The organism is Proteus sp. G2673, assembly GCF_009915125.1.
GTDB classification, from domain to species: domain Bacteria; phylum Pseudomonadota; class Gammaproteobacteria; order Enterobacterales; family Enterobacteriaceae; genus Proteus; species Proteus penneri.
Genome location: NZ_JAABLT010000020.1, coordinates 392,227 through 410,061, shown reverse-complemented (window position 1 = coordinate 410,061; position 17,835 = coordinate 392,227). Strand labels below are relative to the sequence as shown.

At 36.7% G+C, this 17,835-nt stretch carries 4 protein-coding genes; all 4 read right to left on the bottom strand.

From position 1 onward, the window contains the following. Window positions 1-11,251 (bottom strand): hemagglutinin repeat-containing protein (locus GWI59_RS11820; protein WP_161724709.1); only part of this gene is annotated, 11,251 nt, incomplete at its 3' end. Between the two features lie 81 nt (window positions 11,252-11,332). Next, the gene (locus GWI59_RS11815) at window positions 11,333-13,045 is read right to left on the bottom strand and encodes a ShlB/FhaC/HecB family hemolysin secretion/activation protein (protein WP_161724706.1); all 1,713 of its coding nucleotides are present in this window, start codon (window positions 13,043-13,045) and stop codon (window positions 11,333-11,335) included. Window positions 13,046-13,436: 391 nt separating this feature from the next. Beyond that, entirely contained in the window at window positions 13,437-14,816 is a 1,380-nt protein-coding gene (locus GWI59_RS11810) for an APC family permease (protein WP_072062731.1), read from the bottom strand. A 965-nt stretch (window positions 14,817-15,781) separates the two neighbouring features. Beyond that, complete coding sequence (locus GWI59_RS11800; RefSeq protein ID WP_161670965.1) at window positions 15,782-17,803, bottom strand: ligand-gated channel protein; 2,022 nt, start codon at window positions 17,801-17,803, stop codon at window positions 15,782-15,784. Window positions 17,804-17,835: the final 32 nt, after the last annotated feature.

Below are 17,835 nucleotides of genomic sequence, written 5' to 3'. Positions count from 1 at the left end.
TTGACTCTTCTTTCGCTTGATGAGTGCCTCGAATAGTATCAGCTGTGGTTGCCAAATCGATAATTTGTGCGCCAATTTCACCCACTAGTTGCTGTTTCTGTTGGCGATTTTGCTCTTTCTCTTTATCAAAGATTTTATTTAACGTGCTGTGGGCGTTATCGGTATCTTGGCTTAATTGCGCGATATCTTGCTGTTGATTATCGCTATCATGAACTGTCCATGTGCCTTGTGATACCGCAGATTGAGTGGTGTTTTCCGCGCTGTCACTATGGTTGCCTGCCATGGCTAATGCATGCCCCATATTCGCCAGCATATTGCCTTCAACACCCCCTGAGGTACTTACACCACCAGATTGATGCTCAACTTTATATTCTGCGTAGTTATGGATATCACTAAAGCCTAATGTACCCGTATCAAGCTGATTATTTTTAGCCTCTGCGGTACTGCTAATTACTGCACCATCAAGCTGGGTATGTTTACCCACACTAATATCAAACCCTTGATTGCCTGCAAATAAACCCGTTTGTTCTTCCACTGAACGGTATTTGCTGTCCATTTTATCGCGACTAAACGAAAGATTTGCCGAACCTCCCGGTGTGCCCATCACATTGACACTACCACCCGCACTTTCACTCGATTGCTTCGATTTGTAATCATCAATCGCTTGCTGGCTTTCAAGATGTAAATCTCCGCCCACCTTAGCAATCACTTTATCGCCTTGCGCTTGAGCGCCTTTTAAGGTCGTATCTTGGCCGCTTTGTAAGGTGAGCGTTTGCCCTGCATTTAATGTGCTATTGGTGTAATAGGTGTGGTCGCCCTCTTCAAATCCTTTTGCTCGGCTACCATTAGCATTAATATTTACCCCAACACCACCCGAGCCCACCGTGACGCCAACACCAACAGAAGCACTTTTACTGCTGTTTTTACTGTCTATCGTCTCTTGGTTTTGTGCTGATTGTAATGTGATATCTCGCGTAGCACTTAAAGTAAGATCACCATCAGCCTGTAGCTCACTGCCTGTAATAGTGATATCGCCTTGCTCTTTTCCTGTTGCCGTAATAGAGAGATTTTCACCTGCACTTAAGCTACTGCCCTGGGCGATGTTTTGTTGCTGTATACGTTCAGACTCAGAAGAACTTTTGCCATAAGCAACATTGGCACCAATCAACGTTGTGCTCTCATTATCAGTGCCAGATTGCGCATTATCTAATGCAACCGCACCTGCTGCCTGAGCCCCAGAAAGTCCTGCTTTAATACCTTGAAGTGTGCTAATTTGGCTATCATCAGCTTCTTTAGATGCCTTATAACCTGAAATAGCGCCATTGATTGCACTTCCTGCGGTACCACTTAGTGCGACGGTAAAACCACTCTGCTTAGTCTTAGTTTTGCTTAGCTCAGTGTAACTATTTTCGGTAGCCAGAATATCAACAGAATCCCCCGTAAGAGATATCTCTTTTTTGGCTATCATTTCACTGCCATCAATGGTGAGATTATCCCCTGAACTGATGCGAATATTGCCATCCGTACTACCAATCACACTGCCTTTTTGAGTCACAGCATCACTATTATTGAGCTGCTCAAATGCAGATTTACCTACAGTAAAGCCGATGCCTCCTGTACCACCGATGCCTGATTTTTTAATTTTTTCTTCATAAGATTGGAAAGCAAACTCTTCTGCAGTAGTCAGCGATAATTGATTACCCGCATCAAGATTGATATCTTGTGTCGCAATAATCTCACTGCCCTGTGCAATTAAATCATTGCCAGCAGAAATAGAAACTTCATTTCCTTTTAGCTCTGTTCCAGTTGCTTGTTTATTATGAATTTCAGCATGTGTAGTGCGAGTTTCCGAAGAACCAAATGATTTATCTTTCGTCACACTGTGTGCGATTTGGTCAATAGAGGAATAACCACTTTGTAACGAAATATCATTACCTGCAGTTAATCCTAGCGAGCCTGTGGCTTGAATATCTGTTGCCGTAAGATGAAGATCTTCGCCCGATGCTATTGAGATATCCCCCGCATAAAGATGAGATCCAATCTCCTCTTCTGTGGTTTTATGCAGATAGTTATTGCTATCCCAATCAATATTCTCTTGGCGACGCGTATTAATAGTACCTAATTCAATATTTTTACCTGCGGTTAACGCCAATTGGCTGTTATCACCACTTGCGAGAATATCTGTTGCTGTTAACGCTAAATTACGCGTTGCTTTTAATGTAATCTCACCATCTGACTCTGTTAAATAAATAGCCGCACCACGGTTTAGCCATTGATCGGTATTATTACCCGATACAGTTGCTGTACTAATAATGTCATTACCCGCTTGCAGATTAATGCGGTTTTGCCCTGCAATTTGTCCGCCTTCATTTTGAATATCTTGCAACGCAAGTAAATCTACCGTTTGCCCTTTAATTAGCCCTTGGTTAATTAAATTATCGGTTGAAGCTTGTAATTCTATTTTACTTAAAATAGTGCCTTTGTTTTTTAACTCAGGAATATTATTTAAAATAACTTCACTACCTGAAAGCAATGCTCCACTGTTTTGTAAATCACCGGGTAGAACACGCGCATAAACTTGAGGCACTAATACCTTTTCAACGAAGCCATTAGCTAATGTGATCTCTCTACTGGTTAATAACACCATATCCGTTGTGATCATTGCCATCTGTTCAGCGGTTAATGTCACACCTGGTTTAATGCCAAACTCTTCACTAAAGCGAATACCCGCATCCATTAAAGCGTGATATTGCTGTTCGTTATCATTATGCCCATCAAGATATTGATTGCCGGTGAGCTGAATAATTTGATCACGGATTATGCGTTGTTCATAAAAACCATCGCCAATACGCTTATGGGTATTATTGTGATCAACAGATAATGCATTTTGCATATAATCTGAGCTTAACCACTCCCTTTTATTGGTAAAGCGAGAGTCAGTTTCAACAATATATTGGCTATCCGTTCCTTTATTAACATTAAATAAACGGTTTTCAGGGAATTTTAATATAGGCGCTACGGTCTGAATTTTAACTTCGATGGTTTTCTCTTCCGTTGGCTTTTCTAATTGAGGAACTGTAATTATTTTACCAATAGGAAGTTCAGGGTGTTTCTCTGACCGTTTTATTTCCGGTAATACACCATTAGGCTGCGTTATTGCGGTTTGTTCAGCATTAAATGTTGAAACCGTATCACCACTTTCTAATACGATTTTTGTCGATTGATTACCATTAATCGTCTCATCAAGTTTTTTTGTAGTTATTTTATCAAAGAGAGCAAGATCACTTTGGTCTGTTAATAATCCCTCTTTATATTTTGTTAATGAGAGATCATCCCCCAAATCATAATCTGTTTTTTCAGGCGTAATAGAGGTTAGCTCCGCCGTATCAACATCGACTTGATTATGATGAGCAATTAACCGACCGAATCTTCGTGTCGTAAATACTTTTATTTCACTCTGTTCACTTAATTCAGGACGTTTATCTGAGGTCAGATCGCTATTTTCTTTATATTCCAATAAACCTAATGATAAATCAGTAACCACCTCAAACGGCCCATATTGGGAATGTGAAGTTGAGCTACTCTTCTTACGACCCCCTCGACGTTTACCCGGTCTTTTATGCTTTATTGCTGTACCTTCATGGTATTCAATACGCTGACCTGCGGTTTCCTGATTATTAATATGCATACCATCAATAATCAGCTTGCCACCAGCGATAATATGGCTATCAATATTGTTTAAATTATCACCTTTTAAAGTAATATCTTTACCCGCCAATATTAATGCCGGATCACGATGTAATAATTTTGACTCTTCTGTAATTACCTTATATTTAAATTCATAGAAGTCTTTATATTGACGACCATTGATATTTAATAAATGCTCACGCGTATTGATGTTGTACCAGATTCGCTCATCATCAGAATCAAATTTATCGCCGCTATGATCGACACCAAATTGATACATTGGTACTTCAGATACTTTTTCCGGATCACTGATTTTTAAGTAGAGATCGCGGTTATTAATTTCTGAAATATGAGCAAATAAATTTCCACTCGCTTCAATTGATGCACTTTCATTATTTAATACACCAGCGGCAACACTTTCTGACAGATTTTCTGTTTCAAAACCCGCAATAGCCATATCGCCACCACTGTAAATAAGGGCGTGATTACGGTTATTTATTGTATTACTCAATAGCTGTAGATTTTCACGAGAAGCTAATACCGGAGCAATATCTTCAAACGGTGCATGATTATCAAATTGCTGGCTTTTTAGCTGGATATTATCACCATAAATGCGTCCACCCGCTTGGTTATAAATAGCATCAGCCGTTAATGTGAGTGTGCCACCAAAAGCATCAATCAATCCTGTATTTTGCAGTTTTTCTGAAATAGTTAATGTCAGCTGTTTAGCACTAATTTCGCCATTACGTTTTTCATCATCATCGAGACTTCTTTTGCTACGAGTCGTCACCAAATCATCACTTTCTAATGGTGCTACTGGCTCACTGTTATTTAAGTTCGTCGCTTGAAGTGAAAGCCTCTCACCCGCATAAATAAATCCAGCGTTATGAATTTCATCCTCTGAAGAGAGTGTTAAAGAGTGCTGTGCTTTAATTGTGGCATCTTGTTCTAACTTAAAGGCGGTTTTTAATTGAATTTCACTGCCACCCGCCGAAATAATTTCGCCATTACCACTCAGCTTTTCAGCCCATAAACGAAGCTGTTGTGTCGCCGCTAATAGTCCCTTTTTATTATCAATCGCTAATTTATTTTCGTTTTTGCCTTCAATGGCTAACATTGCAGCAGATATTAAGCCACGCTGATTATTAAGGTTTTCAGTAGGAATTAATTTGAGTTGTTCACTGGCTTGAATAACGCCTTGATGATTAAGCAAATCGTTTACTGCAATATGAATATTATTGGCTTTTAATCCTAGGTTTTCATCATCTGTTTGCTGATTATCAAGCTGTTGAGCCGTTACAGTAAGTTGTTCTTGAGATTGGATCTGTCCTATCTGGTTATTTAATCCCTGACTGAGCGTGATTTCAGTATTGTTACCCGCAAGAATAACGCCTTGTTGGTTATCAATACTTTTACCGTCAATCAGTAAGTTATTAGCGGATAATAGTGTTCCTTGCTGATTATCTAACTCACTTTGGTTTAACTGAAGATCCAGTTTGTCAGTTGCCTGAATATGTCCTTTTTGGTTATTAAGTCCTGCAATATTAAGTTGGGTTTCAGTCGCACCAATAACTTTGCCATTTAAATTGATCAGATCATTTTGTCTGGTATTTAACTTAAGCTGACTGTCTGATTGCAATAATCCATCGGTATTAACCAACTCTTGAGAATGGATATTTAACTCTTTTTTGGCGTATATAGTGCCTTGATTGTTCTGTAACTCGCCGCTGTTAATAGTAACTGCATTAAGTGCAGTTATTTTCCCTTGCTGATTATCAATATCACCACTGTTTAATGAAATCGCACCCGCAGAAACAAGCGCCCCGTCACGATTAATAAGTGGTGTATTGGAATGGCTAATCGTTAATAAATCGCCAGCAGAGATTTTTCCTTGATAGTTGTTTAACTGTTCTGTTTGTAGGTCTGTTTTTTGACCTACCGTTATTAATCCTTGCTGATTATTTAATTTTTCAGGACTAATTAGTTTTAGCATACTCGCGACAGAAATTAATCCATTTTGGTTGTCTAGCTGTTTAACCGTTGCATTCAGATTATGTTGAGTAATAATGCCCGCTGTCGCTTTGTTATCCGTATTTGTTAACTTACCATCAGCATTAATGGTGAGCGCTTTAACGGCGTAAATTAGCCCTTTCGCATTATTTATATTATTGGCATTAATAATTAATTGATGGCGATTACTGGCTATACTGCCTTTTCTATTATCAAGATCAGTCGCGTTAATCGTTGCTTGCTTATTAGTAGTTATTTTTCCTGTTTGATTAACCAGTTGCCCACTATAAATAGTCAGGTTAGTTAATGCGCTTATTAGTCCATTTTGGTTATTAATATTCTGTTTCTGCGTGTCAATAACGACATTTTGACTCGCACTAATCACACCTTTTTTATTATCAAGTTCAGCTGATTTTAAATTTAATCCACCCTGTTTGCTGCCTAATTGTGCTTGGCGATTAATCAGTTTTGCGCTAGAAATATTTAAGTCATCATCAGAAATCACGCGCCCTTGAATATTATTAAGCTCACCACTTTTTAGATCTAATTTTCCTTGGCTAATAATGCCACCCGATAGCGTCTGATTATTATTTAATGCATAACCTTGTGTATCTAAAGTGAAATTATCTGCTGAATAAAGTGTGCCTTGTTGATTATCTAACGTTTGAGTCGTTAATTTAAAGCCGTTTGCCTGACTAATAACTTCGCCACTACGGTTGCTCATCCCTAAACTATTAAGCAATAAAGATTTAGCAGAAAAGATATAGCCCGATTGATTATTTAAGTTACCTGTCACAAGGTTTAATGCCCCATGACTAATAATTCCTGCTTGAGATAATGTATTGCTATTATCTAATTGATTATTTTCTGTTGTAATATCTAATTGCGTTTTTGCTGTAATAAGACCATTTTGGTTATTAATTGCACCACTTTCGATTAATACCCGTTCTTCAATGCTACCAATCTTACCTTTTTTATTATTAATATCTTCAACAAACAGTGATTGTTTAGCCGTTGATGTAATTTTACCTTCAAGATTATCAATATTACCGGCATTAATTTCTAATTCGCCTTTACTTATAATACCGCCACTTGTTGCCGTATCACTATTATCAATACGCTGTTTACCAGTGTTAATATTTAATGCTGTATTCGCCGTGATCAACCCAGCATGATTTAACAGTTCATGGCTGGCGATAAGTAACTTGCCTGTTTGGCTAGCTAATACACCTTGCGTATTATCTAGTCGCTGTCCGTTGGTATTAATTACCATCTCTTTTAGAGAATAAATTAATCCAGATATATTTTTTATTGATGCTGAATCAATAGAAATAGTGCCATTATCCGCGGAAATGATACCGTTATTATTGGTGATTTGTTGCTGATGCGTATTGATTATTGCGTCATATTTGGCAACTAACTGACCATCTTGATTATTGAGCGCTCCACTATCAATGGTGATATTTTTTTGGCTAACTATTCCGCCACTTTTTAAAGTTTGCGTGTTATCGATAGCATATTTATTTGGATCTAATTTAAGATCACCTTGGGCAGAAATAACGCCGCTACGGTTGTCAATTTGATGTGTATTTAAAGTCAGTGATGATTTCTCACTTCCTAAACGGCCTTGATAGTTAATTAAGTCACCATAAGATAAAACATTCGCACTATTACGAGCAATTATTTTACCTAGCGTGTTATCTAATTTTCCTTGGGTTTCAATAGATAATGCATTATGGCTAGTGATTTTACCTTTAGTATTATTTAATTCACTCCCCGTCGTAAGCGTCATTAATTTATTAGAGGCAAGCGATCCTTGCGTATTATTTATCGCTTTTTTTGTTTCAATTTCTAATGTCTCATGACCACTTATTTCTCCTTGGGTATTGTTTAATTCGCCATAAGTTAAAATATTAACTGAAGCATTACTGATCAACTTTCCTTTGGTGTTATTTAATTCACCCGTTGTCATATTGAGTGCATTTTTACTAAAAATCTGACTATTGGTTTTCGTACTTTGGTTACTTAAACGCTCACCTTGTGTATTAATAATGATGTTATTGGCACTTATTGAGCCATCATCATTAATCAGTTGTTTACTGGTAATTGATAAATCGCTATTTAGGCTACCTAATATGCCTTGTTGATTGACTAAATTGCCACTTTTAACAGTTAACTGATCAGCAGAAACAATACGGCCTTGTGTGCTATCAATATCCCCACTATTGATTGTCAATGTCCCTTTTGTTTCGATCCCCTTATTACCATCAATTGTTTGACGATTAATCAAGTGATCACGCAAAGTTAATTGTAATGGTTGAGGAGAAAACAGATGTCCTTGGCTGTTATTTAGCGATATTCCTTTTAATGTTAAATTGGCTAACTCGCTAAGGATTTGACCTGATTGGTTAGTCACGATGTTAGTTTGTAAATCAACTTGCTGCTTAGCTAGAATTTGCCCTTGTTGATTATTAAGATCACCACTGTGAATATTTAATCCACCTTGACTCACTATTCCGCCGCTTTTTTGTGTTTCACTGTTCGTTATTTTTTGCTGGTGGCTATCAATAATGAGATCTTTACCGGTAATAATCAGCCCAGTGTGATTATTTATCGCACCTGTTTTTAACGTTGCGTGATCAGATAATGTTAATCGACCAAATTGATTGATAAAGCCTAATTTAGCTGTATTTAATTGTAATTGGCTCGCACTAATATCACCTTGGCTATTATCTAATACTCCCGTATTCAGTCGTAAGTTTTGTGTTGCTTGAATACCTTGACCTTTTTGTGTATCGCGATTAATTAACGGCTGGTTATTTGAATTAATAGTGATATTAAATGCCTGTATTAACCCTGATGTATTATCCCACCCTTGCGTATTAGCGGTAAAATCACCTTGTGTAACGATTTTACCTTGCTGGCTATTAACTATTTTACTCTGGAGATCAATACTATTTTTAGCATTGATAATCCCTTGGCTATTGTTAATGTCACCAGCGTTTAGATGCAATTCTCCTCGACTAATAATACCGCCAGATTGATGGGTATTTTGATTATTTAACTCTCCATCTTGGGTCGATAACCACAAGGATTTTTCTGATTGAATAATGCCTTGGCTGTTATCAACGTTATTTGCCGTTAATCGCAGTCTGTTTTGCGAAATTATTGCACCTTGTTGATTATCTGCATGTCCCGTTAAAGTGATATTTAATCCATTAGCACCCATTTCACCTTTGGCGTTATTTAATATATTCGCTTTAATTTCACTATTATTTTTGCTAACAATTTTCCCAGCATTGTTATCAAGCTTATTGTTCAGGGTGAGATCAATAGTTTTATCGGCATTAATATTGCCTTGCTGGTTAGTTAATATATTGGCATGAAGTTTAAGAGTATCCGAAGATATCAATGCACCTTTATTATTAGTAATGGCTTCTATGGCGGTTATATCTAGGTGACTTTGGTTTAAGGTTCTCACTTCACCTTGGGTATTATCTATCTCTTGGGCATTGAGTGTTAATGCACCTTGCGTCTGAATATTACCGCGTTGGTTACTGAGTTTTTTTTCTACGTTAATTGATGTTAGTTCAGTACCTGTTTGCTTTAAATTAGCGTCATTATGGTTAAGATTAACTGCACTAATCTCTATTTTTTTCGCTTGGGTTGTGGCTTTTTCTAAATCTACATATTGCCCTTGCAGAGAAAACTGCCCGGTTGTTAATAGGGAGCCTTCTTTACCTAATAACGTTTCAGTTTTTAGAGTGATGGCACCTTGCTGAGGCAATGATATTGTGCCTTGCTGATTATTTAGCGCCGTTGTTTTAATGATTAATTGGCGGCTAAGACTTTGAATATCGCCATGTTGATTATTCAGATTTTGATGATTTAAAGCGAGATTTCCAGCAGAATTAATCTCTCCTTTTGGGTTATTAAGTGTAACGGAATTGAGTTTTAAATCATGGCTACCTGATTGGCTTAATTTACCCTCACTATTATCAATCAGGTTAGGCGCAATAAGTTGAAGCTTATCAGCGCTGATCTCACCTTTACGATTAATAATCTCTGTTTTAGCATTAAGCATTACTGTATTGGCATTAACTTGGACAAACTCTGTTTTAATTTGCCCTACTGATGCCGTAATGTGTAGATCTTTACTTTGTGTTTTGCTGTTTGAAATATCAACATTTTTAGCCGTTAAATTAATTTTATCGCCACTTAAATGCTGACCTGCAGAAATAATGTCATCCGCTATATTCAAAGTTAGCGAGGCAGGATTAACGGCATTACCGCTATTATCAATGCCTGCACCTAGTTGGCTCTTGTCTGTTGCCAAATAGCCTTTAGCATCAATTTGAATATTATTTTGAGCGACTATTTTACCTAATGCAGTTTGAGAAACGTTTTCTGTTGTTTTTAGCTGAATATTATTTTTAGCTTGTAGTATGCCACTATTAACAAGATCACCTGTGGTATTTAGCGCTAGGTTTTTATCGCCTGCGATGATACCTTGGTTATTTAGACTTGCCGTATTAATTTGTAATTGTGCTTTAGACTGAATGAGTCCGATATTTATTAACTGACCGTTTTCATTTAGTGTTAAACCACCCGCTTCAGCACCAATTTCGCCTGCATTACGCACACCAACACCATGTTCTGTGCCAACCAATTTAATTTTGTTGGCATACATACCACCGATTAGGGCAACATCGACGGCATAATCATTTTTTTTAGCGACTGAATCATCTTGGCTAATCACATTGCCATTATTATCTAGTGTATTTTTACCTGTAGTAATTTCTAATTTATTGGCTTGAATGCGTGAGTTAACTTCTACGGCGCGCGCTAAAATACGTGTGTAATCACTTTGGCTATTATTTAGACCACGACCAGAAATAACTATTTTTCCGTTGTTAATTTCATAACCAGCAATTGCCCCATCTTGCGTTAAAGCTTTACCTGCAACTAAAGTGGTGTTTACCGCATTAATAAAGCCACAGCCTTGGCAACTAATACCCGCTGGATTTGCGATAATAATTTCCGCTCGTTTGCCTGCAACTTCAATAAAACCATTAAGTTGGCTAGGATTTTGGCTATTAATTTCATTTAAAATAACATTCGCTTCGCCTTTAACCAACCACGGATTTCCCGTCACCATTCCAGCTAATTGTGTTTGTGTATCTTGTAGGCTGTTATTGAGAATGGCACCTTTATTATCAACATCGAATTGCGTAAATTGGTTACGTGATACGCCATGTTGATTCGGTTGCTGGATATTAATTTGAGCTATGCCATTGCTGGTTTGTAATACCGTTGCTTGTTGGTTATTTGGAGCATGCTGATCTGCAATAATTTGACTAGCTTGCACAGAAAAACTTATCATGCCTTGCATCAGTAATAAAATAAATGCCATGCTATTTAGCGAACTTTTAATGGGTGATGAAAAAAGAGTATTGCGCTTATTATTTTCACCACAAGATTTCGTTAATTCAGATACGACAACCATTAATTGTCGAGTACGATTATAAATAACGCGATAACATAATTTATTCATGAGTAAGTTCCTTGCCAAAAAGACAATATAAATTTCATTTAATTATTATTTCTTATTTAATATTTGAGTTAATTCTGTATTTTAATAATTAAAGTTAATACTAAATCCTAAATTAACATGATCCGTTTTAAACCCATCGGGTTTAGATAATGGTGTGCCAATAAATGAATCATATTTTATTGTGGAGGAAAATAACGAACCTTTTATACCTACAACACCACCCGCAAGATGTTTACCTAATAATCGAGGATTATCTGTATTTGTTTTTAACTCGCCATAATCTGCGCCAAGATAAATAAATTGTTCTGATGCAGGATATCGCCAACTTAACGTATTTTGTATAAACCAACCTTCATTAGCACTCAGTGTTCTTTCACCATCAAATCCACGAATAGTCCAACGATTACCTATTGCAAACTGATCAATGGGTGTTAATGCATCATGTGTCATTTGTTTACGGTAATTTAATTGATATTTGAATTGCTGCTGAGCAATAGATATTGGAATATCTAATTCGGCACGCCATGTTAAAATATCGGCTTTATCTGTTGCATAATAATTATCACGATATTGTTCTTCATACGCTGCAACTGAACCAAACCAGCGTGTTCCTTTTTGGTAATTAATGCTACCTTCCAAAGTTCCAAAGCTAAAATATTGGCGATGAGAAAGATTCATTAACCAATGACTAACGCGTCGGCGTTGGATTTCAATTTCAGTATTATCAATATAATTTCGTAATACTTTAGCTTGAACACCATAGCGTAATGTCGTTTTACTGCTTTGATTACGAAAAAGGGTATATGACACACCTGCATTAATACTGTCACTTTCACCTGAATAGAGAATGTCTTTAATATGGCCTGCGACTGTTTGAGAATAATCGTATTGAGAGGCGTTAATATCAAATAACCAATAGCCAAAAGGAATTGAATAATGCGCCATAATATTTTGATTATTTTTATTCCCAGCAAAGTCTAAATCACGTTCTGTTGATAAATAAAACAAATCACTCAGTGCTAAAGGATTATCTAATGCTAACATTAAACCACCTTGATAACGCCCCGTTGCGGGTGATCCGGCATCATTGATCCATAATGAAGTATGCCAGAAACGAGATTGTTTTCGCTTTATCACAATATCGCTTTCACCCGCATTTACACCAGGCTTAATTTCCATTTCAGCACTCACAACCGGTAATCGCTGTAGGTTTTCTAACCCTTGTTCAATATCTCGTAAATCGAGTAATTGTTTTTTATGCGCAGGCATACTGGTATATAACAAGGCGTATTTATCAGAGTCATCAGTAAATTTAACATTACGAATAATGCCAGGAACTATTGTTAAATATAATGTTCCACAACTAATATCTTGTTCAGGTACAACAATACGCGTGGTGATCCACCCATGCATTAATAGGCGATTTTGCATACGAGTGACGACGGTATTTATTCCACTTATCCCCAAGCATTGCCCTATAAATTCAGACTTAAAAAGGGCCAAATTAACCCAATGAGGAATAACCTCTGCATTCGTTATTTCAATGTGCTCGATGTGAAAACAGAGTTTTTCTTCTGTTTTATTCTCTTTTTCTTCGTATTGGCTAATATCAAAAGATATATTAGGTCTTTCAGGTATTAATTGCTGATAAAGAGCTTCTTGTTGACTTTGATTATGCTGTTGTTGTTGGCTAAAGATTTCAGTTGTTTTTTCAGAAACGTCTGCTGAAGATATGGGAATATAAAATAGTGCAAAAAAAACCCATAACTTTAAAAAGAATATAATTTTTTTCATATTATGCAATAAATAGAGTCTGTGCTTTTAATTGTATTTATTCAAGATACATCTAATCTTTAACATTATTAATATTAAAATATGTAAAGTAAATATCAAAAATTAAATAACAAATAAAATACCGTGACTTTAACAATATAAAGATTAAAAAAATTAACCTATGTTAAAAAATTAGCTGTATATAATAAGAAAAAAACACTTAATAAATTTATTAATGTTAAACTTAATAAATTATAAAAATTAAAATAAATTATATTTTAATTTGAAAAATTTAAAGTAAAATATTTTATTATTGAAATATTTATTTCATGTAAATAAAAACTTAAATAAAAAAATGGCTTCATTACTGAAGCCATTTCTATACTGTTTTTTTATAACAATTTTTATAGCATTACTTTTCTGGCATTTGTGGCATCGGTCGACGGAATCGACGAGTGATCCACACCATATAAAGTATACCAATTGCGCCCCAAACAAGACCTAACTCCATAGAGCCTGGTTCAAGGTTTATCCACAAGACGCCCATTGTCGCGGCACCAATAAGAGGTAATATCAGGTAATTAATATGATCCATTAATCCTTTATTACGGCGCTCACGAATATAAAACTGTGAAATAACAGACAAATTCACGAAAGTAAACGCAACTAACGCACCAAAGTTAATTAATGCTGTTGCAGTCACTAAATCAAAGAACACTGCACCTAAGGCTAAGAAACCGACTAATAGCACGTTAAATGCCGGTGTACGCCACTTAGGATGTACGTAACCAAATGTCTTCTCTGGGAATACTCCATCACGCCCCATAACATAAAGTAAACGAGCAACACCTGCGTGAGCCGCCATACCTGAGGCTAATACAGTCACACATGAGAACACTAATATAATAGACTGGAATAAAGCGCCAGCAACATACAGCATTATTTCAGGTTGTGACTCCTCTGGATTTTTAAATCGTGAAATATCTGGGAAATACAATTGTAAAAAGTAAGAAACTGCAATAAAGATGATCCCACCAATCAGCGCAGTTAAGAAAATCGCTTTAGGGATAACGTTACCTGCATTTGGTGTCTCTTCTGATAATGTACTGATACCGTCAAAACCTAAGAATGAGAAACAGAGTATTGTTGCCCCGGTTATCATTGGTATCAATTCAGCATCCACAGATGCAAACGGTCTAAAGGTCCATAACTCCCCTACACCTTCTCCGTTATAAACACCGTGAATAAGTAATCCAACAAACACAACCATTACTGCAACTTGCACAATAACAATTGCTGTATTTAAGTTAGCAACAACGTTAATACCACGCAGGTTAAAGAACGTCATTAAAGCGACTAAACCAAATACAAAGATCCACGGTTCAACGCCCGGGAATATTGCTTGTAAATAGATTTTCGCCAATAAAATATTGATCATTGGCATAAATAAATAGTCGAGTAAAGATGACCAACCTACCATAAACCCAACATAAGGACTCATGGATTTTTGAGCATAAGTATACGCAGAACCTGCTGAAGGAAAACGCTTAACTAATTTTCCATAACTTACTGCGGTAAATAAAATTGCAATCAATGCAATCGCATACGAAGTTGCTACGTGACCATTAGTAATGCCTGAAACGATACCAAATGTATCGAAAATAGTCATAGGCTGTAAAAAAGCAAGCCCCATCATGACTACCTGCATTAGTGTCAAGGTTTTACGCAGTTGAACTCGATTGTTAGCACCTGTTTGGTTAGTGCCGATAGAGGAGATAACGTTATCTGACATTAGCGAACCCTCCCATAACTTCGGTGTGAGTATTAGATAAACTCAACCGACAGTTACTGGGAAGACTTCGCATCTGCCTATAAACAGAATAGAATGAAGTTTTTAAGGATGTGTATGTGTTTAGGAGACGCCGTGCTCCGTAGTCATCGTTGCCCGCAGTGCCGTTAGGCCCGACTGCGAAAGAGAATAATTGTACCATATTAGCATTCCTCTATCATGACAACCCTTTCTCTAAGGGGCTGGCTGCTAATCAAATTATGTTATCTATTCAGACTCAAATGAATCTGACCTCTTGGTGTAGTAATAAGTAAAAACGCAAAAAAAAACCGATGCACTTTAAACGCATCAGTCATATTTTTAGTGGGCGCATTTTGCACGTCTCAGACTTAAATAGCAATACATTTTCATCAAAAAACCCCCTTTTTTTACGATCTTTTTAATTCTCAAACTAAGTCAACATATAACGCTACATTTTATTAACAACAATTGTGCTTTTATCATAACTTTTAAGTTTTAAACATTTCAAAGGTCATACTTCACTGGAAGAACAAAAATATAATGCATTGATAAATAAGAATTAAATATCATATTAAAATTAATTTCGTCAACAAATCATCAAAATAAAACATTTAAAATACATTAATAAGATTAATGCTAATGTTTTGTTAACTCATACTTCTTTTGAACTCTAAAAATAGACTTTTAATAAAAAGTATCTATTTTTTAACAGCCTACTTTATATAAATTAAAAATAAGAGAATAAATTAAGAAAAAAATGACTGGTAATAAGTAGAAATAACAATCTAATTGTCTGAATAAAGCGATGAGTAAGATGAATTATTGAGCTAAATATAAACCTCAATACTTAAACTTTCCAGTGTTAATTCTGATCAAATGTTAGAAAAGCAGAGATAAAAAAAGACTCCGTAAGTGGAGTCTTAATGACACAAACTGAGGGGAACAAATTAGAAGTTATAGTTCAAACCGATATTGTAACGACGACCTTCTAATGTGGTATTAAAATGCTCTTGGTCAATGCGACGATCTAACACATTATAAACACCGCCAATCACATTGAGTTGTTTGGTTAAGCTGTAGCTGGTCCCAATATCAACAAATGCATACGAAGGTGTACCATGTGACATTGATGTACGTGCTAAGTAATCAGAGGTTTTGCCACGGAAGTTAATACGCGCCCATGTTTCCATCTCTGGAGTAGTTTCCCAATTTAAGGTTGCATTCGCCATATGACGTGGTTGTTTATTTAATGGCTTACCTTTGAAATCACCACTTTTTTGTTCAGTATCCGTAAAGGTATAGTTAGCTGCTAAATTCCACTCTGGTGATATTGTCCAATTAAAGGTAGCTTCAACGCCACGCATATTGGCTTTATCAACGTTAGTTCTATCACTCACAAAGTCATATGCATCACCACCATTACTCACACCATCACTTAAATTACAGTCACGGATCCCTGGCGCCATTTTAGAACCATCTTTATTGGTACGACTATCACAACGGCGAACTTCCATAATCTTATCTTTAAAATCGGTATTGAAAAGACCTAAACTTGCTGTCAGGTTTTCACGATTATCCCAAATAATCGAGATCTCTTCAGTGACTGATTTTTCAGGTTTTAAGCTTGGATTACCATAAATAACCGCATCATAATTACCACCGCCAGTACCTTGACCCCATGATGCTGTTGCTTGACGTAAGTCAGGCGAACGATAACCGGTAGATACCCCACCTTTTAATGTCCACTCATCAGTAAGATGCCATACACCATAAACTCGAGGTGTCCAATGCGTACCAAAGTTTTCATCTTTGTCCATACGCAGACCGCCCGTTAAAGCGAAATCATTGGTCATAGCCCATTCATCTTCAGCAAATAGTGCCCAGCTATAACGGTCTAATTTATTGCTAGCTTTAAGTTTATTACCTTCATCTTTTAACTCTTCGTAACGATATTGAGCACCAACACTTAAAGTATGATCACCGAACATTAAAACGGTCTGATTACGCACAGTTGTGTCGTCATAATCCATTTTACGTGATGGATTACGGCTTTCATCACGCTGAACATAAGTATTCATGGTTCCAAAATCATAAATACCATCATGAGTCAGAGCATAATGTGTTAGTTCATAGTCAGTAAAACTACTTTCAGGGGCTTTTCCTCGGCTAGGTAATCCTGATTTAGAATGCCAAACGCGAGAGTCACGATGTTGATTATCTTTTTTAAACTCAAAATCAATCGTATTTTGCTCATCAGGCGTCCAACTTAAAGTACCGCCACCTGTTGTAGTGATCTGGCGGTTATAGCCATTCACAATTTTATCTTCACTACGATGTGAATATTGACCTTGAATTTTTAAACCCAGCACATTATCAATTAATGGACCAGCGGCATAAAAACTACCTTGATTCGTATTACCTGAGTCTTTACGCTCTGTGATAGTGCTGTCTGCACGTAAACTAAAGTTCCACTCTTTTTGCGCTTTACGGGTAATAATATTGATAACCCCACCCATTGCATCTGAACCATATAAAGAAGACATTGGGCCACGTACAACTTCAATACGTTCAATCGCAGGCAACGGCGGTAACCAACCTTGTTCAATACCAGCATTATCACTATTAGGGCGCGTTTCACGCGATGCAACACGCTTACCATCAACTAAGATCATGGTATATTTTGCATCCATACCACGAATACTAATATCAGAGCTACTTCCACCGCCTGTGACTAATACACCCGGTACATCTTTTAGTGCATCAGTTACGTCACGATAAGACTTAGTTTCTAATTGTTCACGAGTGACAACAGAAACCGATGCAGGGGCATCTTCGACGGTTTGTTTAAAACCAGAAGCCGTTGTAACAAGCAGTTTTTCTACATTTTCTGCTGTTGCAGTCATAACAAAACTTGATGCAATAGCAGCAACAACGCCAAGCGCAATTTTATTTTTATTTAACACGACCATTCCCGATTCTCCAAGAATATATTCTTTAAGTT